Source organism: Citrobacter sp. TBCP-5362, from assembly GCF_005406305.1.
Lineage (GTDB): Bacteria > Pseudomonadota > Gammaproteobacteria > Enterobacterales > Enterobacteriaceae > Citrobacter_B > Citrobacter_B koseri.
The window spans coordinates 1,828,112-1,851,135 of sequence record NZ_CP040234.1; the positions used below are offsets into that span (position 1 = coordinate 1,828,112).

Sequence of the window (23,024 nt, forward strand, 5' to 3'; positions counted from 1 at the left end):
CATGTTGATGCCGGGGGCGCTAACGCTTACCCGGCCGGTGTTCTCTCCTGTACTTACAGCACATCTTCAATGACCCATACGCTGACGCAGCCACCGTTGCAGGTAAACGTGGCCTCCCCCTGTTCATCGGTGGTTACGCGCTCTTCCCGATTGCCTAAAAAATCACGCCAGGTCTTGTTGGCGTAATTTTCACCTAGCGTAATGGTCTTCTCGCCGTCATCGCCGTTGGAAAGTACGACCACGCAGCCAGGATCGTCGTCTGTACCGCTACGGCTAAAGGCAACGCAGTTGGGGTGGTCGAAAAAGAGCGTCTGGATGCCGTGGGCAAAACGCTGGCGCGCGAGAATCAGTTGATCGAGTTGTTCGATAACGGGCATATCAATGGTGTAGGTTTCACCGTCGCCGCCCGTATCCTCGTAGTGTGCGCCGTAGAGATCAGGGTAGAACACTGACGGTACGCCGTTCTCCCGCAACAGGATCAACGCATAGGCCAGCGGCTTAAACCAGGCTTCAACGGGCGCTTCAAGTGCCTGTAACGGTTGGGTGTCGTGATTTGCCACGAGCGTTACGGCATGGAAAGGATCGGCTTCCACCAGCGTGTCGGTGAAAATCTGGCTCATATCGTAATCACGCCCCTGACGAGAGGCTTCGTGGAAGTTCATCTGTAGCGGCGCGTCGAACAGCATGGTCTTTCCATCCACCTGATCGATATAGGCTTGTAGCTTGTCCACTTCATGAGACCAGTACTCCGCCACAATGAACAGCGGCTTTGGCGCTACCTCCTGGACGTGTTCTATCCACTCTTTATAAAACCAGGCCGGAATGTGTTTGACCGCATCCAGGCGGAAGCCGTCGCAATGGGTTTGCGCCATGACCCAACGCGCCCAGTATTTGATCTCCTCGGTGACCGCATGGTTGCGAAAGTCGATGTTTTCGCCCATCAAATAGTCGAAATTACCCATTTCATCATCGACCTGGTCGTTCCAGCCGTCGCCAGTGTAGTCGTTGACGATCTTAAAGATGCCGTCTTCGTCCGGGTTTTCGATGTGATCAATACCGCTGAAGCATTTGAAATCCCAGATAAACTGCGAATATTGACCGGCGCGGGCAGGGAAGGTGTAACGCGTCCAGCCTTCACATTCGATGATATCGTCATCGATTTGCGTGCGATCATCTTCATTGACCCGCTGTACGCGAATGGACTCTTTTTCATCCGCGCCCATTTTGTGGTTGACGACCACGTCGAGCAAAACCGCAATGTCATTTTGTTTTAGCGCCTCAATGGCGGCCAGCAGCTGCGCTTTGTCGCCATATTTTGTGGCGACAGATCCTTTCTGATCAAACTCACCCAGATCAAACAGGTCATACGAATCATAACCTACGGAATACCCGCCGGACGCGCCTTTATAGGCGGGCGGTAACCAGACCATATTAATGCCGATATCATTGAGGCCGCCAGCGCGCTCAGCCAGTTCTGGCCAGAGCTTGCCGCCGTCAGGGTAATACCAGTGGAAGTACTGCAATAGCGTGGGGTTTTTCATCTTCCGTGCTCCAGAAGCCGTCAGGCCAACTTCTGGAGTATGGATGAGAATTGCAGATTGGGAAAAATTATTGATTCAGGTTACTGGGGAACAGAATATTTCCCGCCAGGTTCCCGTATGTCGTGGAGACGGACTGCTGTTTTCCGGTCTGGTCTATAAGCTGACGTAGCTCTTCCATACGGTGCTGCAACAGCGTTTTTAACTCAGCCTCGTTACGGAGTACGGCATTCAGGATCTCTTTTGCCTGGTTTATCAGAAATGTATTGCCGGGAGAGATGGGGTTACGTGCAATACCTTCTACCAGCTGCACATAATTCATCTCCTGCTCAATCAGTTCATCCCATTTCCCTGAATGAGCGAGATCCAACATTGTGATACTAAGGGCATGCAGGGCATGCCAGTCGGTAAGTGACGGGATGAAGTTAGTCATCAAAGGGTATCCTGAACGGGTGAAACCGGTGAGCCAATCTGTTTCCAGGCATCAGCGATATTGGTTAGCAATCCCTCTACTTCAATGATAGCTTCGACGTCGTTATGTAAGTTGGCCAGTAACAAACGACGTATCATGTAATCGTAAAGTGATGCCAGATTGCGGGAAAGGTCTCCTTCAACGTCCATGTTGAGTCCCGCCTTGAGGCCGTTATCAATAATATTGATCGCTTTTGACAGCGCTTCACCTTTCGATAACAGTTCTCCCTGCTCCAGGAATAGTCGTGCCCTGACGAGAGCGCTTAGTGCTCCGTCAAAAAGCATAACAATCAGTTGGTGTGGGTCGGCACTCATTACCGCACTTTCCACCCCGACTTTTTGGTAGGAAAGAACACCACTTTTACTATACATATCAGTTCCTTAACTGCTGGATGAGCTAAACTGCTGTGTCAGGTAGTTTGCAGTATTGTTCATCTGACTGATCAACTTATCCAGTGAGGTGAATTGCGCTTTGTAGCGCGCCATGGTTGCTTCTATGGAGGCTTCCATCGCGTCATAGCGCTGTTCTAATGTCTTGAGCGTTTTGTTGATGCCATCCTGCGCGTTTTTAATAACCCCAGATTGATCGACGGAGGTATCCAGCATTTTGGTCAACATATTGTTCATTTCTGTAGCAAAACCTGTCGTTTTGCCATCGCCGATAAAGTATTCCTGAACCGCCTGTGGGTTATCAGTTAATGCTTTCGTCAGCTTAGTGCTGTCTATTTTCAGGTTACCTGTCGAACCGTCGGCGCCGGTCACCGGATCCTGAGTAATACCCAGTTGAGATATAATGGCGTAAGCGCCGCCTTGTACATCCGTCAGCAGACTGCGTAATTGCGATTGAATGGAACGCACGTTGGTGTCGCCCATTAACGCACCGTTAGTTGCTGACTGGTCTTTGCCCTGCTCAACTTTGACGTACTTCGTCACGCTGGCGATGGTTGACTGTAGCGCATTATAGGCTGTTACCCAGTCATTTATTGCTTTGCTGTTCTCTTCTGTTGCACGGGTTAATTCCAGCGTTTCATCGGCGGTGCTTTTATTCTTCAACGTCAACGTGACGCCTGGCAACGCATCAGAAATGATATTACTTGAACGTTCAAGTTCGACGCCGTTCACTGTCAGTTTTGCGTTCTGCGATGCGGTCTGCTCGGTTAGCGCATTTGTTGAAGCATCGTGACCGATAACCTGCTGGAGCGTGTCGTCACCGGTTACCGTTACGGTCATGTCTGAGTCCGTACCCGTCGTTTTTGATGTCAGCATCAGACGATAGTCGCCGTCAGAAGCCTTCATTACCGTGGCGGAGACGTTACCATTGGAATTATTAATGGCTTTCGCAATACCGTTCAGGCTGGTGTCGGAATCCGACAATGTAATTTCTAAAGGATCTTTGGTTCCCGGCTGCGTAATCGTAATTGTGCGCGTACCGTTCGTCGTTGTTTCGCCCAGTTTTGTTGTGTTGCTGTCAATCTTGCCGGACATCAATACCTGTGCTTTGGCAACCTGACTCACGTTGACTGTGTAGCTTCCGGCAGTAGCTTCACTGGTTGTTGTGGCAGTGAATGCCGTGTTAGTGCTGCTAACGGTTGTCGAGTTCCAGGTTGTTGTTTTACCCAATGCCGCAGTGGCAGTCTGCAGATTGGTTAATGCGCTTTGTAACTTACCGTACGCGCTCAACTGGGCGTTATAGTTTGTCTGCTGAGTTGTAATTGATGTTAATTTTGTTTTTTCAGCAGCTTCCAATTGGTTGTAGAGCGTCGTCAGATCCAGATTAGAGCCAACCCCCAGGTTACTAATAGTAGGCATGTCTTTTTTCCTTAAAGTCTTGGGTGTACAGCTCTCTGTATCGGCAACTTTTGGTGAAAGTTTACATTGACCGTAAAAAAATAATCGGCAGAAAAGGGCGGGGTGAGAAGGGCATATAGAGGGATTGTTTTTGTTTTATTTTTATACAAAACAATCGTGTTCTTGATTCTAAAAAATGAGAAAACTGCATTTAATTACCTTTAAAAATAATTAGTTAAAAGTTTTTGTCGTTTATTTCTAAAGTACTGTGAAGTTGCGCCGATACCCTTGTTGACGGTGAGAGACGCCGTGAGTGTTCGGCACCGAACTTAGAACCCATTTTTGAAGGAATTAAATTATGGCAGTTATCAATACTAACCTGATGTCACTGACCACTCAGAACAACCTGAACAAATCTCAGTCTGCTCTGGGCACGGCTATCGAGCGTCTGTCCTCTGGTCTGCGCATCAACAGCGCTAAAGACGATGCTGCTGGTCAGGCGATTTCTAACCGTTTCACTTCTAACATCAAAGGCCTGACTCAGGCTGCGCGTAACGCTAACGACGGTATCTCCATTGCTCAGACTGCTGAAGGTTCTCTGAACGAAATCAACAACAACCTGCAGCGTATCCGTGAGCTGGCTGTTCAGGCTCAGAACGGCACCAACTCTGGTTCTGACATCGACTCCATTCAGTCTGAAGTTAACCAGCGTCTGGACGAAATCAACCGTGTTGCCAGCCAGAGCCAGTTCAACGGCATCAAAATCCTGGCAGGTACTAGCTCTGCTACAACTATCTCTATCCAGGTTGGCGCTAACGACACCCAGAAAATCGACATCACCATTAATGGCAACAGCGGTTGGAACAAATTTGATTCAACCGGTACTTCTGGTGTTACTACGGGTCTGGCTTCAGGTGAAACGCGTAGCGTTACCACCAAAGGTTTCGACGTTCTGGCTACTGACGTGCTGTCCTCTATCGATACTGCACTGAAAGCTGTTGATACTCAGCGTTCTGACCTGGGTGCGATTCAGAACCGTTTCGAATCCACCATCTCTAACCTGAACAACACCGTAACCAACCTGTCTGCTGCACAGTCTCGTATTCAGGATGCTGACTACGCAACTGAAGTTTCCAATATGAGCCGCGCGCAGATCCTGCAGCAGGCTGGTACTTCTGTACTGTCTCAGGCAAACCAGGTTCCGCAGACTGTTCTGTCCCTGCTGCGTTAATCGCACGGACCAGCCTCTTTATAAAACCAGTCTTCGGACTGGTTTTTTTATTCCCGCGCAGATACCACGAATAAAGCAAAAATTAAGTCTCTTCTTACGCCATTAAAAATATCCCACTCCTGTACTGTAAATCTGGTCATTACTGTAAAGAGATTACCGGCGGGAGCATTAATTTTGGGATTGCCTACAGAGTCAGATAAGAGCTACAGCATTTGCTATTCCACCCCGGGCCATATCAGGGCTGTTAACCATTTGTATGGCGTGACAACGCCTGTCCTTGATACCGCCAGAGTGCTTGAACTGGGCGCAGGGGAAGGTTATACACTGTATTCGCAGGCGCTGATGTATCCCAACTCGCGCTTTGTCGGCGTGGAGCTTGAGAGCGAAAACTCTCTTTCTTCGCAACAGGCTCTACTGGGCAGTGCGCCGGATAACCTGGCACTTTTTTCACTTTCTCTTGATGACTTACTCAGCCAGGATATCGGTGAATATGATTATATTATTATTCATGGCAGCTTTAGTTGGTTGAGTAATGATATTCGCGACCAACTCCTTGCGTTTTGCCAACAGCATTTAAGCCCTCAGGGTTGTATTGCCATTGAATGGGAATGCCATCCTGGTGCAAAAATAAACGAGATTATTCGCGACGCGGTACAAATTCATAGCAGTCTGGCGAATGATATCGAAACGCAAATCGCCAGTTCCCGGGCAATGTTAAGCTGGTTAAAGCTAAACGGCGTCACCGGGGAGGCTGCATTTTTAAAAAGTAGCGATACATTATCAGATTTGCTGATTAGCCATAGCCTTCTGCAAACACCAAACGAGTACCGTTACTTGCTTGAATTTGCGGGTGTGATCGAGACTTTTGGCCTGGCTTATGTCGGCGACTTACTACCATGGACAGAGCTTGCGGCGCATTATGATGAAAAGATCCAACATCTACACAATGTGCTCAGTCCACTCAATAACAAAATTCTGATCCAACAGTATCTTGATTTCGCAGTGAATCGCGGCACGCGTTTTAGCCTGTTGACCCATAGCGACAATGCGCAAACGGTGTCTGTGTTGCCGGACCTGACGAAACTGAAAGATCTGCGTTGGGCAGGAAGTTTTCGCCGTCAGTCTCTGCAAGGAAGGATTCTCAACACGTTAACCGCAAATAGCGAAACGCCTGTCTCTACGGATGATATCGCTACGCTGGCTCTCCTTGATGTTCTCGGCGACGGCTGGCCCGCAAGCCTCACTTTCGAACAGCTCGTTTATAACGTTCGTCAGCCCGACTTAGAGGATAAAGCATGGCGGGAGGATATCAGCCAGTCACTGTCGGCTCTTTTTTTGAAAGGGTTGCCTGACTTACATTTCTCTCTGGATAAGAGCGTTTACGATACCTGCCAGGCTGCGCCGGCACAGTGGGTGGCGGCGACAAGAGGTAAATATGCCATTAACCGCTGGCATGAAACTGTAGAACTGAATGACGAAGAATTGTCGGCGATGTCTGCTCCGACGCCGGTGGTAACGGCGCAGAATGCGCAAATCTTGTTTAGTCTGGTTAAGAAGGGGATGGTGGCGGCTGCTCCCAAAGCCTGGCGGGCTTTTTTGCAGCAGCTTATCGGCCATTTTCCGGCTGAAGAAACCTGGCCCCTTGTTTTCTCGCTGATTCTTTATTCCGGTACGGAGGCCAACGGCGGATTTTTACCTTCCGCCAGGGCAACGCCGGGCAAGAAAAAGACATCCATGCCGGCTCTGGCCCCGGTGGAAGAGGCTTTTCATCGACAGCTAGAAAAGTTAATGCAGGAAGGCAGATTCCAGCAGGCGCGTGCGAGCATTGAACGGTTGGTTGCACAGAGACCAGATAATGTCCATGTGCACTATCTTCTGGCGAATTTCTATTTGCGTACTTCCGATTATGACGCCGGGCTGAAAGCCAGTATGTCGTTGCTCTCGTTGCAGTCGAGTAGCTGGCGTATTTTTTATGAGCTCTCCGCTATTTTTTATCGTAAAAACTGGCGTTGGCAAGCAGGGCGTCTGGCACGGGCGATCTTGCGCGCCGAACCTGGGTATGCTGCGGCATGGGATCTTCTCAGTTCTCTTTACCGTGAAATGATGGAATATACGCTGGCGGAAATGTGTTTGCGTAAAGCAATAGAGATAGAACCGCGTTCTGCGGGCATTATTGAGAATCTGGGAACGATCCTTGGTGATCAGTCAAAAATGAGCGAGGCGATCCCTTATTTACGCCGCGTAGTCGAGCTGGATCCGGGTAATTTTAATGCCTTCACCAGCTTGCTGTTTGGGCTGACGCACAGCACAGAGCTTACAGCGCAGGAGCTGCTGGAAGAACATAAGCAGTTTGGCCAGGCCGCTGAGCGTTGGGCGAGTAAACAGCCGTTTACTATTACTCATACGCGCGAAGAGAAATCTCGCTTACGTATCGGATTTGTTTCTGGAGATTTTGGCCGCCACCCGGTGACGAATTTCCTCGCGCCGGTCTGGTATTCTCTGGATCGCGATCGCTTTGAAATATACGGTTACCAGAACTCCCCACTACAGGATGAGGTGACCGAGCGACTGATGGAAAGTGCCTGCGTATGGTCAAAAGTCACACATCTAAGCCACCTCGAATTTGCTGAGCAGGTTAAAAGGGATGGAATTGATATCCTTGTCGATCTCTCCGGGCACACTGGTTATAACCGTTTGCCGGCTTTTGCGTTAAAACCAGCACCTGTCCAACTTTCCTGGATCGGTTATCCCGGAACCACGGGGATGGCGACGGTAGATTATTACCTTATTGATAGTCGTTTTGCGGAACCGGGCGTTCTGGATCCTGCCTTTGTTGAAAAATTAATTTATCTTCCAGCGGTTCAGCAGTTCCATCCGAATAAAGAGAGCCCTGATGTTGGCCCATTGCCTGCGCTGAAAAATGGCTTTATCACTTTTGCCAGCTTTAACCGCCCGAAAAAAATCAATGATGAGGTTGTTCGCGTCTGGAGCAAGATCTTGCACAGCATACCTGATGCGCGTTTGCTTATCGGCTATATGTCTGACAGCAATATGGTTAACCATTTCAGAATGTTGTTTAAGGAGCAGGGCATTAATGAGGAACGGTTGCTATTCAGGCAAAAGATGTCGCTGCATGAGTATCTGGCATTACATAACGACATTGATGTTTTGCTGGATACCTTTCCTTATACCGGGGGAACGACGACCTGGCATGCGATCTGGATGGGTGTTCCTACATTAACTATTGCCGGGGACACCATCGCTTCCAGGCAGTGCAGCGCCGGGCTGAATTTTTGTGGGCTGCAGGATTTTGTGGCCGTTGACAAAGAACAGTACATCGCTAAGGCGGTTTTGTTGTCTGAACAAACCCATGCGTTGGCTGAGTTGCGCCAGTCGCTGCGCTCTCGCCTGAAAGAGAAGAGTGTATCTCAGGTGCGAGAAGCCATTTATTTCGAGCGGGCGCTGGAGATTATCTGGCAGCGTTATTGTCAGGGGTTGCCGCCTGCGCCAGTGGTGATTAATAGCGATACATAATGGGCGAACTGGTGTGAGTGAGGCATTTACGGCGAAGAGGTTATGTAGGGCTGGTGGGGGAAGAGAGTGAATAACACATTGACTGATGCTATAGGTGGATATTTCCCCCTCGAAACGGCGTTAATAAGCCAGACGTTGTATTCTGATGCACAGTGTTTCAGTTCTGCGCGTGCGGCCTTTTATGCTCTATTGAAAAAAGGGCAACCTTCAGCACTCTGGATGCCGCGCTGGATCTGCAATGCAATGCTATCGCCTGCCGAAACGTTAGGCATTCCCGTACGTTTTTATTCTCTGGACGCCGCGTTTGCTCCTGCGGACGATCTTCAGCCAGAAAACGGTGACTGGGTGCTTGCGGTTAACTATTTTGGCCTCGTCGATAACCTGGCTCAGTCGCTCATGGAACGGTTTAATCCACAGCAGATCGTCTGGGATCACTCTCAGTCCTTTTTCTCCGCGCCGCAACCCGGTCTGGCAACGATCTACTCACCCAGGAAATTTTTCGGCGTTCCCGATGGCGGGATGCTGGCTGGTGCAATACAGGTGGATATCCCTCCGACAGAGGAATCAGCTTCTCTTCAGCGCACTGAGCATCTTTTTATTCGCCTGGCGCAGGGCGCAGAGGCTGGCTACACCGCCTACCGACAGGCAGAGCAAACGCTGGAGGAACTACCGGGGGAAGGCATGTCTATGCTGACTCATCGTTTATTAGCCGGGATCGATTATCAAGCCTGTGAGCAGCGACGCCTTGAAAATTACCAGTACCTGTATCAGCGTCTTGCCTGTATCAATGCGCTAAATTTACCTGCCAGGCCAGAATGCGGCCCGCTTTGCTACCCACTACTGACTGAAAATGAAAATCTGCGCGAAGCGCTTCGTCAGCGCCGAATTTTTATTCCTGTTTACTGGCTTGATGCCTTGCAAAGAGTGAGTGTCGATTCGATTGAACACCGTTACATCAGACACATCCTACCGTTGCCTGTGGACCATCGTTATGGGCTGGATGAAATGCAATCTCTTGCAGATTTTGTGATTGCGTATCTCTCATATACCGGGGAAGGTTCTGATGAAAAAAATTAATGTCCTTATTTTCCCTTGCGGTGCAGAGAATGCGGGTGAGATTTATAGCGCGCTGCGCTATTCCGTCCATATTGGTCTGCTGCTGGGGGCATCGAGCGTAAGCGATCACGGGGAGTTTCGTTTTCCCGATTATGCCGGTGATATGCCCAATATTCATGCTGACGACTTCGACGCGCAATTTCTGCGACTGGTGAAAGAGAAGCAGATTGATGTCGTTTTCGCTACGCATGATTCTGTCGCGTTAAAACTTGCACAACTTAATGAACCCCGGCAGCACTACTTTTTGGTTAATGGCGATCGTCAGGTAACGGAGACGCTACGTTATAAAAGCGCTACCTATGCCCTATTTGACGATTGCCACTGGGTCCCTCATCGATACTGCGATCTTGCAACAATTGACGACTGGCCGGCGATCGTAAAACCAGACTGTGGACAGGGGGGAAATGGTGTACAGCGAGTAAATAACCGCCTGTCTCTGGAACAGGCGATTGAATCCGTCGCGCAGGCGATCGTGGTGGAATATCTGCCGGGAGAGGAGATCACCGTCGACTGTTTCACTGACCGAAACCGCCGTTTGATTTGGGCTGGGCCTCGTACCCGTGAACGTGTTCGGGCGGGTATCAGCATGCGTTCACGAGAGGTCGTTCTTGACGATGAAATAACCGACATTGTCGAAACGATAAATGCGCGACTGGCGCTTCGTGGCCCTTGGTTTGTACAGCTAAAACGCGACAGAACAGGGAAATGGAAACTGCTGGAGGTGGCCTGCAGGATTGCTGGCGCAATGGTTTTTCAGCGTGCCAGAGGGGTGAATTTACCGCTTATGGCTATCCATGACTTTATGGGACGCGATGTTGTCGCTCTCCCGGAAATGAGTGTCGGTATCGTTGATCGGGCCATTGTGTCCCGAACGCGAAGTGAACTCAACTATCAGCGAATCTATGTCGATCTTGACGACACCCTCATTATCGATGGTTTTGCGGTACCTGCCGTCATGGCGTTTTTATACCAGAGTCGGGCGCAGGGAAAAGCCATTACGCTGATCACTCGCCATGCGCAGAAACCTGAAGAAACACTTATGTGCGCAGGGGTTGCGTTGAACCTTTTCGATGAGGTCATCCATCTGACTTCTGGAGAGCGAAAGTCAGAATATATACAGCCAAACAGTTTGTTTATTGATAACTATTTTCCTGAGCGGATGGATGTCCGAACGCTGAAAGATGTGCTCGTTCTGGATGTTGATGCCGTTGAGTTTTATTTGCGCTAAGAGAGCCTGTTATGTTGACTGACGAGCAAACTGCCGATTTTTGCCATGCGTTTATCGAGAAAGCCTCACCTCGTTATATCTTTGGGCTGACGAGTTATGGCATTGAAATGGCTAAGGTATTTAACGTTGAGGGCATCATTGATAATAAAACAACGCAAACTCAGATTGACGGGTTTCCGATTATCTCTCTAAGTCAGGTTCCTTCGGACGCGTTGATTGTTTCTTCGATTATGGATGGTCGCCCGGTATCGGCATGGCGAACGCTGTCGGCAGCGGGACATAAACAGATCGATTATTTCAGCTTTTATCGCTATTTCAGCCACCTGTTAAGCAAGCCGACCTGGTATCATCAACCCGAATTTGTGCGCGACTACGCCGAGAACCGTGAAGCCTATGAGCGTATCCGTGCGCTCCTTGCGGATGATATTTCAAAGCGCACTTTTGACGATATCATCAACTTCAGGCTTACCAACAAGCTACAGTTTCTTGCGCAGTATAATATTTGCCTGAACGATCAGTACTTCGATCTGCCCTTTATTGGCGAATATGCCGAACATTTTATTGATTGCGGTAGTTTTGACGGCGCCACTTCCGTTGAGTTTATGCGTCGATTTCCCAGCTATAACACAGTATGTATCTTTGAACCAGAACCGCGCCAGGCGCAGAGTATTCAACAGGCGATGCAGGGCAGGGAAAATGTTTATGTTTATCCCTGTGGCGTCTCGCACAGCCAGCAGAAGCTGAGTTTTTCTTCCTCGGGGTCGACTTCGCATGCGAGCGAAGACGGGGGGATCGATGTTGAAATGGTGGCCCTTGACGATGTGTTAAAAGGGCGAGTGACGTTCATCAAAATGGATATCGAAGGTTTTGAGTCACAGGCTCTGGAGGGAGCAAAACGGATTATTCGTCAACAGCATCCACTGCTTGCCGTCTGTTGCTATCACAAACCTGATGATTTCAGAACCTTGCCTGAGCAGGTATTGGGTTATCGTGAGGACTACGACATCTACCTGCGTCACTATACGGAAGGGCTACTGGAAACCGTTTACTATTTTGTCCCCAGAAAAGGTGCACAATGAAAATCGGCATTATGCAGCCCTATCTATTCCCTTACCTGGGATATTTTCAACTGATTAATGCGGTCGATCAGTTTGTAATTTATGATGACGTAAATTATATCCGTCAGGGCTACATTAATCGTAATACCATTTTGATGGGGAACTCTCCTCAGCGCTTTACCGTTGCTGTGCCGGGCGCTTCATCTTTCAAAAAAATAAATACGTTAAGCTTTGACGTTAATGTTGCTAAGGTGCTGAAAACAGTTCATCAGGCTTATCATAAAAGGCCATATTTTGAACCAGTTTTTAGTATTGTTGAGAAGGTGTTGACCGCCGAGCAGCGCCAGATTCCCACGCTTTGCCAGTATGCGTTTAAAGAAATATTTGCCTGGCTTGGCATTGAAGTGTCACTTCACATGGCGAGTGATTTGAATTATTCATGTGATAAAACTGCAAGCGGGAGGGTGATGAACATTTGCCGAACTCTCGGTGGAGACCATTATATCAATAGTCCTGGTGGGCAGCATCTTTATCATTCTGATGAATTTGTCGCTCAGGGGATGAAACTGTCATTTATTAAAATGGATGATGTTCATTACCCTCAGGGTGGGGGTAAATTCCATGCCGGATTGTCAATTATTGATGTGCTAATGAACTGCTCCCCCTCTGAGGTGAAAGTGTTATTGGGGCAGTATCAGTTAATTTAATGCGGTGCGATGCGCTTTCGTTTATCGGTGCGGGCGGAGAAATTATGGATAAGAACATTTTTGTTACCAGTCCTTTATTGCCACCTCTTGATGAGTTTATTCCTTATCTGGAAGAAATATGGCAAAACAAACAATTAACCAATGCAGGTCCATTTCACCAGCAACTTGAAGAGGCGCTGGCGGAATATCTCGGCGTTGAACATTTGTGTCTGTTTGCAAACGGTACGCTGGCGTTGCTAACTGCATTTCAGGCGTTACGCATCACAGGTGAAGTGATTACCACGCCGTATTCCTTTGTGGCAACGTCGCATTCGCTACTGTGGAATGGCTTAAAACCGGTTTTTGTCGATATTGACCCTGTCACCTGTAATATGGACCCACGGAAAATTGAAGAGGCAATCACACCGCAAACTACCGCTATTTTGCCTGTCCATTGTTATGGCATCCCCTGTGACACAGCGCATATTCAGCAGATTGCTGATATTTATGGTCTGAAAGTGATTTACGATGCAGCGCACGCTTTTGGTGTTAAGCGGGAAGGGACAACCATTTTGCGCGAAGGCGACTTATCTGTCTTGAGTTTCCATGCCACGAAAGTATTCAATACGATAGAAGGCGGAGCGATTATCTGCCATGATAAAAAAACGAAACAACGCATTGATTATTTGAAAAACTTTGGTTTTGCCGGGGAAACCACCGTTGTGGCGCCTGGCATAAATGGCAAAATGAATGAAGTTCAGTCAGCGTTTGGTTTATTGCAACTTCGCCATATCGATAAAGCATTAGCTGAGCGCGCGGCGCTGTTTGATAACTATAAAACACTCCTGGCCGATATTCCTGGTATCTCACTGCTGATCCCGCCGGATAATATTGCATGGAATCATGCTTATTGCCCAATTATGGTTTCGGATGCGTTTCCTGTTTCGCGAGATGGGGTCTATGATTTATTAAAGTCCCACAATATTATGCCCCGCCGTTATTTCTACCCATTAATTAGTAGCTTCCCAATGTATCGTGCTCTGGAGAGCGCCAGACAAGATAAACTTAAAATTGCGCAATTACGTGCAGATGAAGTCCTTTGTTTGCCTCTCTATCCTGGCCTTGAGAAAGAGGTACAGGTAGAAATTGCTTCATTGTTAAAAGGAGTGAGCGAAAATGTGAGTAGTGACTCATCAGCGTTGAAAACTGATGAGATTTTTGCCGAGCGCGTTGCCTGATTTTTAGATCCCCTGAGGGGAATTGGGGGTTATAAATAACGGTAACCCCCAAATAACCCCTCATTTCACCCACTATTCACCCGATTAAAACCCCTGCAGAATCGGATAATCATGCCGATAACTCAACTAACGCAGGGCTGTTTATCGTGAATTCACTGTATACCGCTGAAGGTGTAATGGATAAACACTCGCTGTGGCAGCGTTATGTACCGCTGGTGCGTCACGAAGCATTGCGCCTGCAGGTGCGTTTGCCGGCGAGCGTGGAACTGGACGATCTGCTACAAGCGGGCGGTATCGGGTTATTGAATGCAGTTGACCGATATGACGCTCTGCAAGGAACGGCATTTACCACTTACGCAGTGCAGCGTATTCGTGGAGCGATGCTGGATGAACTACGCAGCCGTGACTGGGTGCCGCGTAGCGTCCGGCGCAATGCTCGCGAAGTGGCGCAGGCGATGGGGCAACTGGAGCAGGAATTAGGGCGCAACGCGACGGAAACTGAGGTGGCGGAGCGGCTGGCGATTCCTGTGGAAGAGTATCGTCAGATGTTGCTTGATACCAATAACAGCCAACTCTTCTCTTATGACGAGTGGCGGGAAGAGCATGGCGATAGCATTGAGCTGGTGACGGAAGAACACCAGCAGGAAAACCCGTTACAACAGCTCCTTGAGAGCAATTTACGCCAGCGTGTGATGGATGCGATTGAATCGTTGCCAGAACGCGAACAGCTGGTGTTGACGCTGTATTACCAGGAAGAGCTCAATCTGAAGGAGATTGGCGCGGTGCTGGAAGTCGGCGAGTCACGGGTAAGCCAGTTGCACAGCCAGGCCATCAAACGTCTACGCACCAAGCTGGGTAAGTTATAAAGGGCGATCGTCGTCGCCCCTTAATAGTGCCGCACAACGTATTGACTACCAGGAGTTCTCATGACGGTGCAGCAATCTAAAAGACGGCCACTAAGCCGCTACCTCAAAGACTTTAAACACAGCCAGACGCATTGCGCTCATTGCCATAAATTGCTCGACAGGATCACGTTGGTTCGCCGGGGGCAGATTGTCAATAAAATCGCGATTTCCCGCCTGGATACGCTGATGGACGACGCACAATGGCAGGAGGAGCAGAAGGAGTGGTCGGCGCTGTGCCGTTTCTGCGGCGATCTGCACTGCAAAGAGCAGAGTGACTTCTTTGACATCATCGGTTTTAAACAATTCTTGTTTGAGCAAACCGAAATGAGCCACGGCACCGTGCGTGAATATGTCGTGCGCCTGCGTCGCCTGGGCAACCATCTCACCGAACAGAACATCTCTCACGACCTGCTACAGGAAGGTTTTCTTGATGAAAACCTGGCCCCGTGGTTACCCGAAACCAGCACCAATAATTATCGGATCGCGCTGCGTAAGTACGAACAGTATAAAACGCATACGCATGCCGGACAGATGCAGAAATCATCCCGGATGGCTACTTCTGATATATATTAAAAATGAATAACATGTAGCGGAGTCGTGTTTGTGATTAGCAGCAAACCCTCTACACTACGGTCATTAATGACAACATTCGGGGTAACTATGAAATTAGCACTTCTGGGACGTCAGGCTCTGATGGGTGTGATGGCAGTTGCACTTGTCGCCGGGATGAGCGTGAAGAGTTATGCAGATGAAGGTCTGTTAAACAAAGTAAAAGAGCGCGGCACGCTGCTGGTAGGCCTGGAAGGGACTTACCCGCCGTTCAGTTTTCAGGGTGATGACGGCAAACTGACCGGGTTTGAAGTGGAGTTCGCAGAAGAACTGGCGAAACACCTCGGCGTAAAAGCCTCGCTGAAACCGACCAAATGGGACGGTATGCTGGCGTCGCTGGATTCCAAACGTATTGATGTGGTTATCAACCAGGTCACCATCTCCGACGAACGTAAGAAAAAATACGACTTCTCAACACCTTATACTATTTCTGGTATTCAGGCGCTGGTGAAAAAAGGCAATGAAGGCAGCATCAACACGGCGGCTGACCTGAAAGGTAAGAAGGTCGGCGTCGGTCTGGGAACAAACTACGAAGAGTGGTTGCGCCAGAACGTACAGGGTGTAGACATTCGCACCTATGATGACGATCCGACGAAATACCAGGATCTGCGCGTAGGCCGTATTGACGCTATTCTGGTGGATCGCCTGGCCGCATTGGATCTGGTGAAGAAAACCAAAGACACGCTGGCCGTTACCGGCGAAGCGTTCTCCCGTCAGGAAGCCGGTGTGGCGCTGCGTAAAGGCAATGAAGATCTGCTGAAAGCGGTAGATGGCGCCATTGCCGATATGCAGAAAGATGGCACGCTGAAAGCGCTGTCTGAGAAATGGTTTGGCGCAGATGTGACTAAATAATCGTCATAATTGCAAAAAAAGGCGCTTTAATACGGCGCCTTTTTTATTTCATCCGTTTGAACGTGCATAATAAAAAGAACATCACAACAATGAATACCGGAGGCTTTATGCCACTGCATAATTTAACGCGGTTCCCACGCCTGGAATTTATTGGCGCGCCAACGCCACTCGAATACCTGCCGCGTTTATCTGATTATCTGGGTCGCGACATTTTCATTAAACGCGATGACGTAACGCCGATGGCAATGGGCGGGAATAAACTGCGTAAGCTTGAATTTCTGGCTGCCGATGCGCTGCGTGAAGGCGCGGATACACTGATTACGGCGGGCGCCATCCAGTCGAACCACGTTCGCCAGACGGCGGCGGTAGCGGCAAAACTGGGATTACACTGCGTTGCGTTACTGGAAAATCCCATCGGTACGACGGCGGAAAACTACCTGACCAACGGCAATCGTCTGCTGCTGGATCTTTTTAACACGCAAATTGAGATGTGCGACGCGCTGACCGATCCTGATGCCCAGCTACAGGAACTGGCGACCCATATTGAGGCGCAGGGGTTCAGGCCGTATGTGATTCCGGTCGGCGGCTCCAGCCCATTAGGCGCAATGGGATACGTGGAGAGCGCGCTGGAAATCGCCCAGCAGTGCGAGGGCGCGGTACAGCTGTCCTCCGTGGTGTTGGCGTCGGGAAGCGCCGGTACGCACGCCGGGCTGGCGGTAGGTCTGGAACAACTGATGCCAGATGTTGAGTTGATCGGCGTGACCGTGTCGCGCAAGGTTATCGATCAGAAGCCCAAAGTGGTTACGCTGCAACAAGCGATTGCTAAAGAGCTGGAACTGACCGCCTCGGCGGACATCCTGCTGTGGGACGACTATTTCGCGCCGGGATACGGAACGCCGAATGAAGAGGGGATGGAGGCCGTGAAGCTGCTGGCGCGCCTGGAAGGCATTCTGCTTGACCCGGTCTATACGGGGAAAGCGATGGCGGGCCTGATCGATGGCATCAGCCAGAAGCGCTTCAAAGATGAAGGCCCGATTCTCTTTATTCATACCGGTGGGGCGCCAGCGCTGTTTGCCTACCATCCTCACGTGTAACTTCCGGGTAGAAAAACACTCATGCAAGAAAGTATCCAACTGGTGATTGACTCGCTGCCGTATCTGCTTAAAGGTGCGGTGTTTACGCTACAGCTGAGTATTGGCGGGATGTTTTTCGGCCTGCTGCTGGGCTTCATTCTCGCGCTGATGCGTATGTCGCCCCTGCTGCCTGTCCGCTGGCTGGCGCGTTTTTATATCTCCATTTTTCGCGGTACGCCGCTGATTGCCCAGCTTTTTATGATCTACTACGGCCTGCCGCAGTTTGGCATTGAGCTGGACCCGATCCCGGCGGCGATGATTGGCCTGTCGCTGAATACCGCAGCCTACACTTCGGAAACGCTGCGTGCGGCGATCTCTTCTATCGACAAAGGTCAGTGGGAAGCCGCGGCAAGTATCGGTATGACGCCGTGGCAAACGCTGCGTCGCGCGATTTTGCCGCAGGCCGCCCGCGTGGCGTTGCCGCCGCTGAGCAATAGTTTCATCAGCCTGGTGAAAGATACCTCCCTGGCCGCGACGATTCAGGTGCCGGAACTGTTCCGTCAGGCGCAGCTGATTACCTCGCGTACGCTGGAAGTCTTTACCATGTATCTGGCGGCATCGCTGATCTACTGGGTGATGGCGACGGTACTTTCCGCGCTGCAAAACTATTTTGAAGAGCAGCTTAACCGCCAGGAGAGAGATCCAAAATGAGTGCGATTGAAGTTAAAAACCTGGTGAAAAAGTTCCACGGTCAGACGGTGTTGCACGGCATCGACCTGGAGGTGAAACCTGGTGAGGTGGTGGCGATTATCGGCCCCAGCGGTTCCGGTAAAACAACGCTGCTGCGCAGCATTAATTTGCTGGAGCAGCCTGAGGCGGGCACCATCAAAGTGGGCGACATTACCATTGATACCGCAAGCTCGTTAAGCAAGCAAAAAGGGCTAATTCGCCAGTTGCGTCAGCATGTGGGGTTCGTATTCCAGAACTTTAATCTGTTTCCGCACCGTACCGTGCTGGAGAACATCATTGAAGGGCCGGTGATTGTGAAAGGCGAGCCCAAAGCCGAAGCAACGGCATTAGCGCGGGAACTGCTGGCGAAGGTAGGACTGGCCGGGAAAGAGACCAGCTATCCGCGTCGTCTGTCCGGCGGGCAGCAGCAGCGTGTGGCGATTGCCCGCGCGCTGGCGATGCGCCCGGAGGTGATTTTGTTTGATGAACCGACTTCCGCGCTCGACCCTGAGCTGGTGGGGGAGGTGCTCAGTACGATACGCCAGCTGGCGCAGGAAAAGCGCACGATGGTCATCGTGACGCATGAAATGAGCTTTGCGCGCGACGTGGCTGACCGGGTGATATTTATGGATCAGGGGCGCATTGTGGAGCAGGGCGCGGCCAAACCGTTATTTGCCAATCCTCAGCAACCACGCACGCGTCAGTTTCTTGAGAAGTTCCTGATGCAATAAGTGTTTTCGCGCACTCGCCTGAAATAATCCCGTTTTGGGCGAGTGTATTTAAATAAATATCAATAATACCCGCCTGATTATAGCCGTAATCCCTTTGTGTTCTCCCGCCGGGTGAAACACACCTCAAGTAATTCGCCATCTGACCGATATTTTCTACATATAAACTTCATTTATGTGTTAGCTTGTTTTAAACATTATAATGATTATCAATCTCAGGGGTGTTACCGTTTAGTATGCAGGAAAATGATTTCTTCACCTGGCGACGGAGTATGCTGGTACGCTTTCAGGAAATGGCGACGGCAGAAGATGTCTACACTGAATTGCAACATCAGACACAGCAGCTTGAATATGATTATTATGCGCTGTGCGTTCGCCATCCCGTCCCGTTTACGCGGCCAAAAATCTCCGTTCACACCACGTACCCGCAAGCGTGGGTGGCGCATTATCAGTCTGAAAACTATTTCTCTATTGATCCGGTATTAAAGCCGGAAAATTTCCGCCAGGGGCATCTGGCATGGAATGATGCCTTATTTAGCGAAGCGCAGTCGCTATGGGACGCGGCGCGCGCGCACGGTCTACGCCGGGGGGCGACGCAATGCCTGATGCTGCCGAATCGGGCGCTGGGCTTCCTCTCTGTCTCCCGGGCGAGCGCCCGCCATGCGCCGTTTGCACATGATGAAATTGAACTCCGGTTGCAACTGCTGGTGCGTGAGAGCCTGTCGGCGCTGACGCGGCTGGAGGATGAAATGGTGATGACGCCAGAAATGCGCTTCAGTAAGCGAGAGAAAGAGATCCTGAAGTGGACGGCGGAAGGAAAGACGTCATCAGAGATTGCGATGATTCTGTCCATCTCAGAGAACACCGTTAACTTTCATCAGAAAAACATGCAGAAAAAGTTTAACGCGCCGAATAAAACGCAGATTGCCTGCTATGCGGCCGCGACGGGCCTGATCTGAAAAAACGAATGTTCTGCGTGCCAGACGCAAAACCGGCTGAAAGTTTCACTCTCAGCCGGTTTCCTGTTACTGGCGGTAAGCTTGTTTAATTTGCTTAACAGTGCTGGAAAATACCGCGGCCTGCGTTTCATCTTCAATCTGCGCGATCTGTTTTTCCATCTTAAGAATCACGCGCCCTGCGTCGGCTTGCCCCATTGCCTGTAGCATCAGGGTCAACATGGCTTTCAGGCAGGTGACTTCATTGGCCAGTTCTTGATTATTCTCGGCAGTGGAAAAATCAGGCGTACTCATTTATTTTCCTCGTTATGTTTCAGTGAAAAAGTGCGATGGCAAATGTTAAGGCGGCGGAGTATACCATAAGCTGCGCCAAAAATAGCAGTGGTTGTTTTTTGATCGCAAATCAAACCAGCGCCATTAAAATAAACAACGCCTTGCGAGGCATATATTTTCCTCATTTTTTTGTTTACCTCGCGTATTTCGCGCGTTAATTATTGTTACAAAGTTACTTGCCTATTTAGCATTTCGACGGAAGTGAGTGAATTTTTTGTCACTATTCTGAAACTATTATGCAGAAATAGAGGGTAAAAAAAGGTCGTTAGCTGTGGGAGTTTCCACGAAGCGTACAATCTAATTTCCAAAAACGAGAGCAAAATCGAATGCCCCACGTTTTTTACGTTTCAAAGTTGAGATAAAACCCGCTAATATAGGGTCGATTAACTATCAGTAGCGTTATCCCTATTCTGGAGATATTCCTTTGATCAACGTTCTTCTTGTTGATGACCACGAACTGGTGCGCGCAGGGATACGACGCATTCTGGAAGATATAAAGGGCATAAAGGTTGTCGGTGAAGCCTGTTGTGGCGAGGACGCCGTAAAGTGGTGCCGCGCGAACACCGTCGACGTTGTGCTGATGGACATGAACATGCCCGGAATCGGCGGTCTTGAGGCGACGCGCAAAATTGCCCGCTCAAGCGCTGATATTAAAGTGATCATGCTGACGATCCATACGGAAAATCCGTTACCGGCAAAAGTCATGCAGGCCGGAGCCGCAGGGTATCTGAGTAAAGGCGCTGCGCCTCAGGAAGTGGTTAGCGCGATTCGTTCGGTTTTTTCCGGGCAGCGTTATATTGCTTCAGATATCGCTCAACAGATGGCGTTGAGCCAGATTGAGCCTGAGAAAACAGAAACGCCTTTTGCCAGTTTGTCTGAACGCGAGTTGCAGATTATGCTGATGATCACCAGGGGCCAGAAGGTTAATGAGATCTCAGAACAACTGAATCTCAGTCCTAAAACGGTGAACAGCTATCGCTACAGAATGTTCAGTAAACTAAACATTCATGGTGATGTTGAGTTGACTCACCTGGCAATTCGCCACGGCCTGTGTAATGCGGAGACGTTAACAAGCTAGTGAGTGTTCTGTTTGATGCGAAAGCATTTTTAAAAACCGTGACCAGCCAACCCGGCGTTTATCGTATGTATGATGCCGGTGGTACGGTTATTTATGTCGGTAAAGCGAAAGACCTGAAAAAACGGCTTTCCAGCTATTTCCGCAGCAACCTTGCTTCGCGAAAAACCGAAGCATTGGTTGCGCAAATTCAGCAAATTGATGTCACGGTGACGCATACCGAGACCGAAGCGCTATTGCTCGAACACAACTACATCAAATTGTATCAACCGCGCTATAACGTGTTATTGCGCGATGATAAATCCTATCCTTTCATTTTTCTCAGCGGTGACACCCATCCACGCCTGGCAATGCATCGCGGGGCGAAACATGCCAAAGGTGAATACTTTGGCCCGTTCCCGAACGGGTATGCCGTGCGTGAAACCCTGGCCCTGCTGCAAAAAGTCTTTCCCATTCGTCAGTGCGAAAACAGCGTCTACCGCAACCGCTCGCGTCCTTGTCTGCAATATCAGATTGGCCGCTGCCTCGGACCGTGCGTAGAAGGACTGGTGAGTGAAGATGAGTATGCGCAGCAGGTGGAGTACGTTCGGCTGTTTTTATCCGGGAAAGACGATCAGGTTCTGACCCAATTGATCGCCCGAATGGAAAAAGCCAGCCAGAATCTGGAATTTGAAGAGGCCGCGCGCATACGCGACCAAATTCAGGCTGTGCGCCGCGTTACTGAGAAACAGTTTGTCTCCAATACCGGCGACGATCTGGACGTTATCGGCGTGGCGTTCGATGCGGGTATGGCCTGCGTACATGTGCTTTTTATCCGCCAGGGCAAGGTGTTGGGCAGCCGTAGCTATTTCCCGAAAGTGCCGAACGGGACGGAACTGGGCGAAGTGGTGGAAACGTTCGTCGGCCAGTTCTATCTGCAAGGCAGCCAGATGCGCACGCTGCCAGGAGAGATCCTGCTGGATTTCAACCTGAGCGATAAAACGCTGCTGGCGGACTCTTTGTCCGAACTGGCCGGGCGGCGCATTAATGTGCAGACCAAACCGCGTGGCGATCGCGCTCGTTACCTGAAGCTGGCGCGAACCAATGCCGCGACGGCGCTGATCAGCAAACTGTCGCAGCAATCGACGATCACACAGCGTCTGACCGCACTGGCAAGCGTACTGAAGCTGCCTGCGGTGAAGCGGATGGAGTGTTTTGACATCAGCCACACGATGGGAGAACAGACGGTGGCCTCCTGCGTGGTTTTTGACGCTAACGGGCCGCTGCGTGCGGAGTATCGTCGCTACAACATTACCGGAATTACGCCGGGCGATGATTATGCGGCGATGAATCAGGTTCTGCGCCGACGCTATGGCAAGGCGATTGAAGAAAGTAAGATTCCTGACGTTATTCTGATTGATGGCGGTAAAGGCCAGCTTGGTCAGGCGAAGGCCGTTTTTGCAGAACTGGATGTGCCGTGGGATAAAAATCATCCTTTATTGTTGGGCGTTGCTAAAGGCGCCGATCGTAAAGCCGGTCTGGAGACGTTGTTCTTTGAACCCGAAGGGGAGGGCTTTAGCCTGCCGCCGGATTCGCCTGCGCTGCACGTTATTCAGCATATCCGCGATGAATCGCACGATCACGCCATCAGCGGGCACCGCAAAAAACGGGCGAAGGTGAAAAACACCAGCACGCTGGAAACTATCGAAGGCGTCGGGCCAAAACGTCGACAAATGCTGTTGAAATATATGGGCGGTTTGCAAGGACTACGTAACGCGAGTGTTGAGGAAATTGCAAAAGTGCCGGGTATTTCGCAAGGTCTGGCAGAAAAGATCTTCTACTCGTTGAAACATTGAGGTCTCTGTAGCAACATAGGGGTAATTTCTCTGACAACAGA

The 23,024-nt window shown here is 50.0% G+C and carries 22 protein-coding genes; 16 read left to right on the forward strand and 6 right to left on the reverse strand.

The features are described 5' to 3' along the window. Positions 1 to 53 precede the first annotated feature (53 nt). The 4 genes from amyA to fliD all read right to left on the reverse strand — a co-directional run bounded on the left by amyA (position 54) and on the right by fliD (position 3,818). Positions 54 to 1,541 (reverse strand): alpha-amylase, encoded by a 1,488-nt coding sequence (gene amyA, locus FD428_RS08815; RefSeq protein WP_114848769.1) that lies wholly within the window; start codon positions 1,539 to 1,541, stop codon positions 54 to 56. A gap of 67 nt (positions 1,542 to 1,608) precedes the next feature. Beyond that, complete coding sequence (gene fliT / locus FD428_RS08820; RefSeq protein WP_012131914.1) at positions 1,609 to 1,971, reverse strand: flagella biosynthesis regulatory protein FliT; 363 nt, start codon at positions 1,969 to 1,971, stop codon at positions 1,609 to 1,611. After that, on the reverse strand, positions 1,971 to 2,381 hold the full coding sequence (gene fliS, locus FD428_RS08825) for a flagellar export chaperone FliS (RefSeq protein ID WP_012131915.1): 411 nt from the start codon (positions 2,379 to 2,381) through the stop codon (positions 1,971 to 1,973). The genes fliT and fliS overlap by 1 nt, the downstream gene beginning before the upstream one ends. A gap of 9 nt (positions 2,382 to 2,390) precedes the next feature. Next, the gene (gene fliD / locus FD428_RS08830) at positions 2,391 to 3,818 is read right to left on the reverse strand and encodes a flagellar filament capping protein FliD (protein ID WP_012131916.1); all 1,428 of its coding nucleotides are present in this window, start codon (positions 3,816 to 3,818) and stop codon (positions 2,391 to 2,393) included. Positions 3,819 to 4,155: 337 nt separating this feature from the next. Here fliD and FD428_RS08835 point away from each other — a divergent pair, with 337 nt between their 5' ends. The 14 genes from FD428_RS08835 (at position 4,156) to sdiA (ending at position 19,743) form a co-directional block, all read left to right on the forward strand. After that, positions 4,156 to 5,028 carry a flagellin gene (locus FD428_RS08835; RefSeq protein WP_071258764.1) on the forward strand — a complete coding sequence of 291 codons (873 nt, stop codon included), beginning with the start codon at positions 4,156 to 4,158 and terminating at the stop codon, positions 5,026 to 5,028. A 291-nt stretch (positions 5,029 to 5,319) separates the two neighbouring features. Continuing rightward, positions 5,320 to 8,562: a methyltransferase regulatory domain-containing protein gene (locus FD428_RS08840; RefSeq protein WP_071258761.1), complete on the forward strand. Its 3,243-nt coding sequence runs from the start codon at positions 5,320 to 5,322 to the stop codon at positions 8,560 to 8,562. Between the two features lie 66 nt (positions 8,563 to 8,628). Next, positions 8,629 to 9,639, forward strand: a complete 1,011-nt coding sequence (locus FD428_RS08845; protein WP_123907470.1) for a hypothetical protein — start codon at positions 8,629 to 8,631, stop codon at positions 9,637 to 9,639. After that, complete coding sequence (locus tag FD428_RS08850; protein ID WP_047463093.1) at positions 9,626 to 10,906, forward strand: ATP-grasp domain-containing protein; 1,281 nt, start codon at positions 9,626 to 9,628, stop codon at positions 10,904 to 10,906. Before FD428_RS08845 ends, FD428_RS08850 begins: the two co-directional genes overlap by 14 nt. 11 nt (positions 10,907 to 10,917) lie before the next feature. Further along, complete coding sequence (locus tag FD428_RS08855) at positions 10,918 to 11,985, forward strand: FkbM family methyltransferase (protein WP_081353199.1); 1,068 nt, start codon at positions 10,918 to 10,920, stop codon at positions 11,983 to 11,985. Beyond that, a complete protein-coding gene (locus tag FD428_RS08860) occupies positions 11,982 to 12,671 on the forward strand; it encodes a WbqC family protein (protein ID WP_071258758.1) in 690 nt (229 codons plus the stop codon). Before FD428_RS08855 ends, FD428_RS08860 begins: the two co-directional genes overlap by 4 nt. A gap of 44 nt (positions 12,672 to 12,715) precedes the next feature. After that, positions 12,716 to 13,888: a DegT/DnrJ/EryC1/StrS aminotransferase family protein gene (locus tag FD428_RS08865; RefSeq protein ID WP_052194516.1), complete on the forward strand. Its 1,173-nt coding sequence runs from the start codon at positions 12,716 to 12,718 to the stop codon at positions 13,886 to 13,888. 146 nt (positions 13,889 to 14,034) lie between these two features. Further along, positions 14,035 to 14,754, forward strand: coding sequence for an RNA polymerase sigma factor FliA (fliA, locus tag FD428_RS08870; RefSeq protein WP_024130237.1), 720 nt, complete (start codon positions 14,035 to 14,037; stop codon positions 14,752 to 14,754). 60 nt (positions 14,755 to 14,814) lie between these two features. Beyond that, positions 14,815 to 15,366: a flagella biosynthesis regulatory protein FliZ gene (gene fliZ, locus FD428_RS08875; protein WP_012131925.1), complete on the forward strand. Its 552-nt coding sequence runs from the start codon at positions 14,815 to 14,817 to the stop codon at positions 15,364 to 15,366. An 87-nt stretch (positions 15,367 to 15,453) separates the two neighbouring features. Continuing rightward, on the forward strand, positions 15,454 to 16,254 hold the full coding sequence (tcyJ, locus tag FD428_RS08880) for a cystine ABC transporter substrate-binding protein (protein ID WP_024130238.1): 801 nt from the start codon (positions 15,454 to 15,456) through the stop codon (positions 16,252 to 16,254). 107 nt (positions 16,255 to 16,361) lie between these two features. After that, positions 16,362 to 17,348 (forward strand): D-cysteine desulfhydrase, encoded by a 987-nt coding sequence (dcyD, locus tag FD428_RS08885; RefSeq protein ID WP_114848767.1) that lies wholly within the window; start codon positions 16,362 to 16,364, stop codon positions 17,346 to 17,348. 21 nt (positions 17,349 to 17,369) lie between these two features. Continuing rightward, on the forward strand, positions 17,370 to 18,038 hold the full coding sequence (gene tcyL / locus FD428_RS08890) for a cystine ABC transporter permease (RefSeq protein ID WP_012131928.1): 669 nt from the start codon (positions 17,370 to 17,372) through the stop codon (positions 18,036 to 18,038). Continuing rightward, positions 18,035 to 18,787 (forward strand): L-cystine ABC transporter ATP-binding protein TcyN, encoded by a 753-nt coding sequence (tcyN, locus tag FD428_RS08895; protein WP_047463102.1) that lies wholly within the window; start codon positions 18,035 to 18,037, stop codon positions 18,785 to 18,787. Before tcyL ends, tcyN begins: the two co-directional genes overlap by 4 nt. Positions 18,788 to 19,020: 233 nt before the next feature. Continuing rightward, entirely contained in the window at positions 19,021 to 19,743 is a 723-nt protein-coding gene (sdiA, locus tag FD428_RS08900; protein WP_012131930.1) for a transcriptional regulator SdiA, read from the forward strand. A 66-nt stretch (positions 19,744 to 19,809) separates the two neighbouring features. Here the strand turns inward: sdiA and FD428_RS08905 are convergent, their stop codons facing one another. Together FD428_RS08905 and FD428_RS21830 are read right to left on the reverse strand one after the other, a co-directional pair. Continuing rightward, entirely contained in the window at positions 19,810 to 20,034 is a 225-nt protein-coding gene (locus tag FD428_RS08905) for a DUF2594 family protein (RefSeq protein WP_012131931.1), read from the reverse strand. Next, a complete protein-coding gene (locus FD428_RS21830; protein ID WP_223849103.1) occupies positions 20,031 to 20,198 on the reverse strand; it encodes a hypothetical protein in 168 nt (55 codons plus the stop codon). Before FD428_RS21830 ends, FD428_RS08905 begins: the two co-directional genes overlap by 4 nt. Positions 20,199 to 20,497: 299 nt before the next feature. Here FD428_RS21830 and uvrY point away from each other — a divergent pair, with 299 nt between their 5' ends. Both uvrY and uvrC read left to right on the forward strand, forming a co-directional pair. Further along, a complete protein-coding gene (uvrY, locus tag FD428_RS08910; RefSeq protein WP_110494116.1) occupies positions 20,498 to 21,151 on the forward strand; it encodes a UvrY/SirA/GacA family response regulator transcription factor in 654 nt (217 codons plus the stop codon). Beyond that, entirely contained in the window at positions 21,151 to 22,983 is a 1,833-nt protein-coding gene (gene uvrC, locus FD428_RS08915; RefSeq protein WP_012131933.1) for an excinuclease ABC subunit UvrC, read from the forward strand. The genes uvrY and uvrC overlap by 1 nt, the downstream gene beginning before the upstream one ends. Positions 22,984 to 23,024 lie beyond the last annotated feature (41 nt).

Coding starts and splice junctions, on each gene's coding strand:
- dcyD (WP_114848767.1), top strand. CDS start 16,362: ATGCCACTGCATAATTTAACGCGGTTCCCACGCCTGGAATTTATTGGC.
- fliZ (WP_012131925.1), top strand. CDS start 14,815: ATGACGGTGCAGCAATCTAAAAGACGGCCACTAAGCCGCTACCTCAAA.
- FD428_RS08865 (WP_052194516.1), top strand. CDS start 12,716: ATGGATAAGAACATTTTTGTTACCAGTCCTTTATTGCCACCTCTTGAT.
- FD428_RS08860 (WP_071258758.1), top strand. CDS start 11,982: ATGAAAATCGGCATTATGCAGCCCTATCTATTCCCTTACCTGGGATAT.
- tcyJ (WP_024130238.1), top strand. CDS start 15,454: ATGAAATTAGCACTTCTGGGACGTCAGGCTCTGATGGGTGTGATGGCA.
- fliS (WP_012131915.1), bottom strand. CDS start 2,381: ATGTATAGTAAAAGTGGTGTTCTTTCCTACCAAAAAGTCGGGGTGGAA.
- FD428_RS08835 (WP_071258764.1), top strand. CDS start 4,156: ATGGCAGTTATCAATACTAACCTGATGTCACTGACCACTCAGAACAAC.
- amyA (WP_114848769.1), bottom strand. CDS start 1,541: ATGAAAAACCCCACGCTATTGCAGTACTTCCACTGGTATTACCCTGAC.
- FD428_RS08855 (WP_081353199.1), top strand. CDS start 10,918: ATGTTGACTGACGAGCAAACTGCCGATTTTTGCCATGCGTTTATCGAG.
- fliT (WP_012131914.1), bottom strand. CDS start 1,971: ATGACTAACTTCATCCCGTCACTTACCGACTGGCATGCCCTGCATGCC.
- FD428_RS21830 (WP_223849103.1), bottom strand. CDS start 20,198: ATGAGGAAAATATATGCCTCGCAAGGCGTTGTTTATTTTAATGGCGCT.
- FD428_RS08850 (WP_047463093.1), top strand. CDS start 9,626: ATGAAAAAAATTAATGTCCTTATTTTCCCTTGCGGTGCAGAGAATGCG.
- tcyL (WP_012131928.1), top strand. CDS start 17,370: ATGCAAGAAAGTATCCAACTGGTGATTGACTCGCTGCCGTATCTGCTT.
- sdiA (WP_012131930.1), top strand. CDS start 19,021: ATGCAGGAAAATGATTTCTTCACCTGGCGACGGAGTATGCTGGTACGC.
- fliD (WP_012131916.1), bottom strand. CDS start 3,818: ATGCCTACTATTAGTAACCTGGGGGTTGGCTCTAATCTGGATCTGACG.
- tcyN (WP_047463102.1), top strand. CDS start 18,035: ATGAGTGCGATTGAAGTTAAAAACCTGGTGAAAAAGTTCCACGGTCAG.
- FD428_RS08905 (WP_012131931.1), bottom strand. CDS start 20,034: ATGAGTACGCCTGATTTTTCCACTGCCGAGAATAATCAAGAACTGGCC.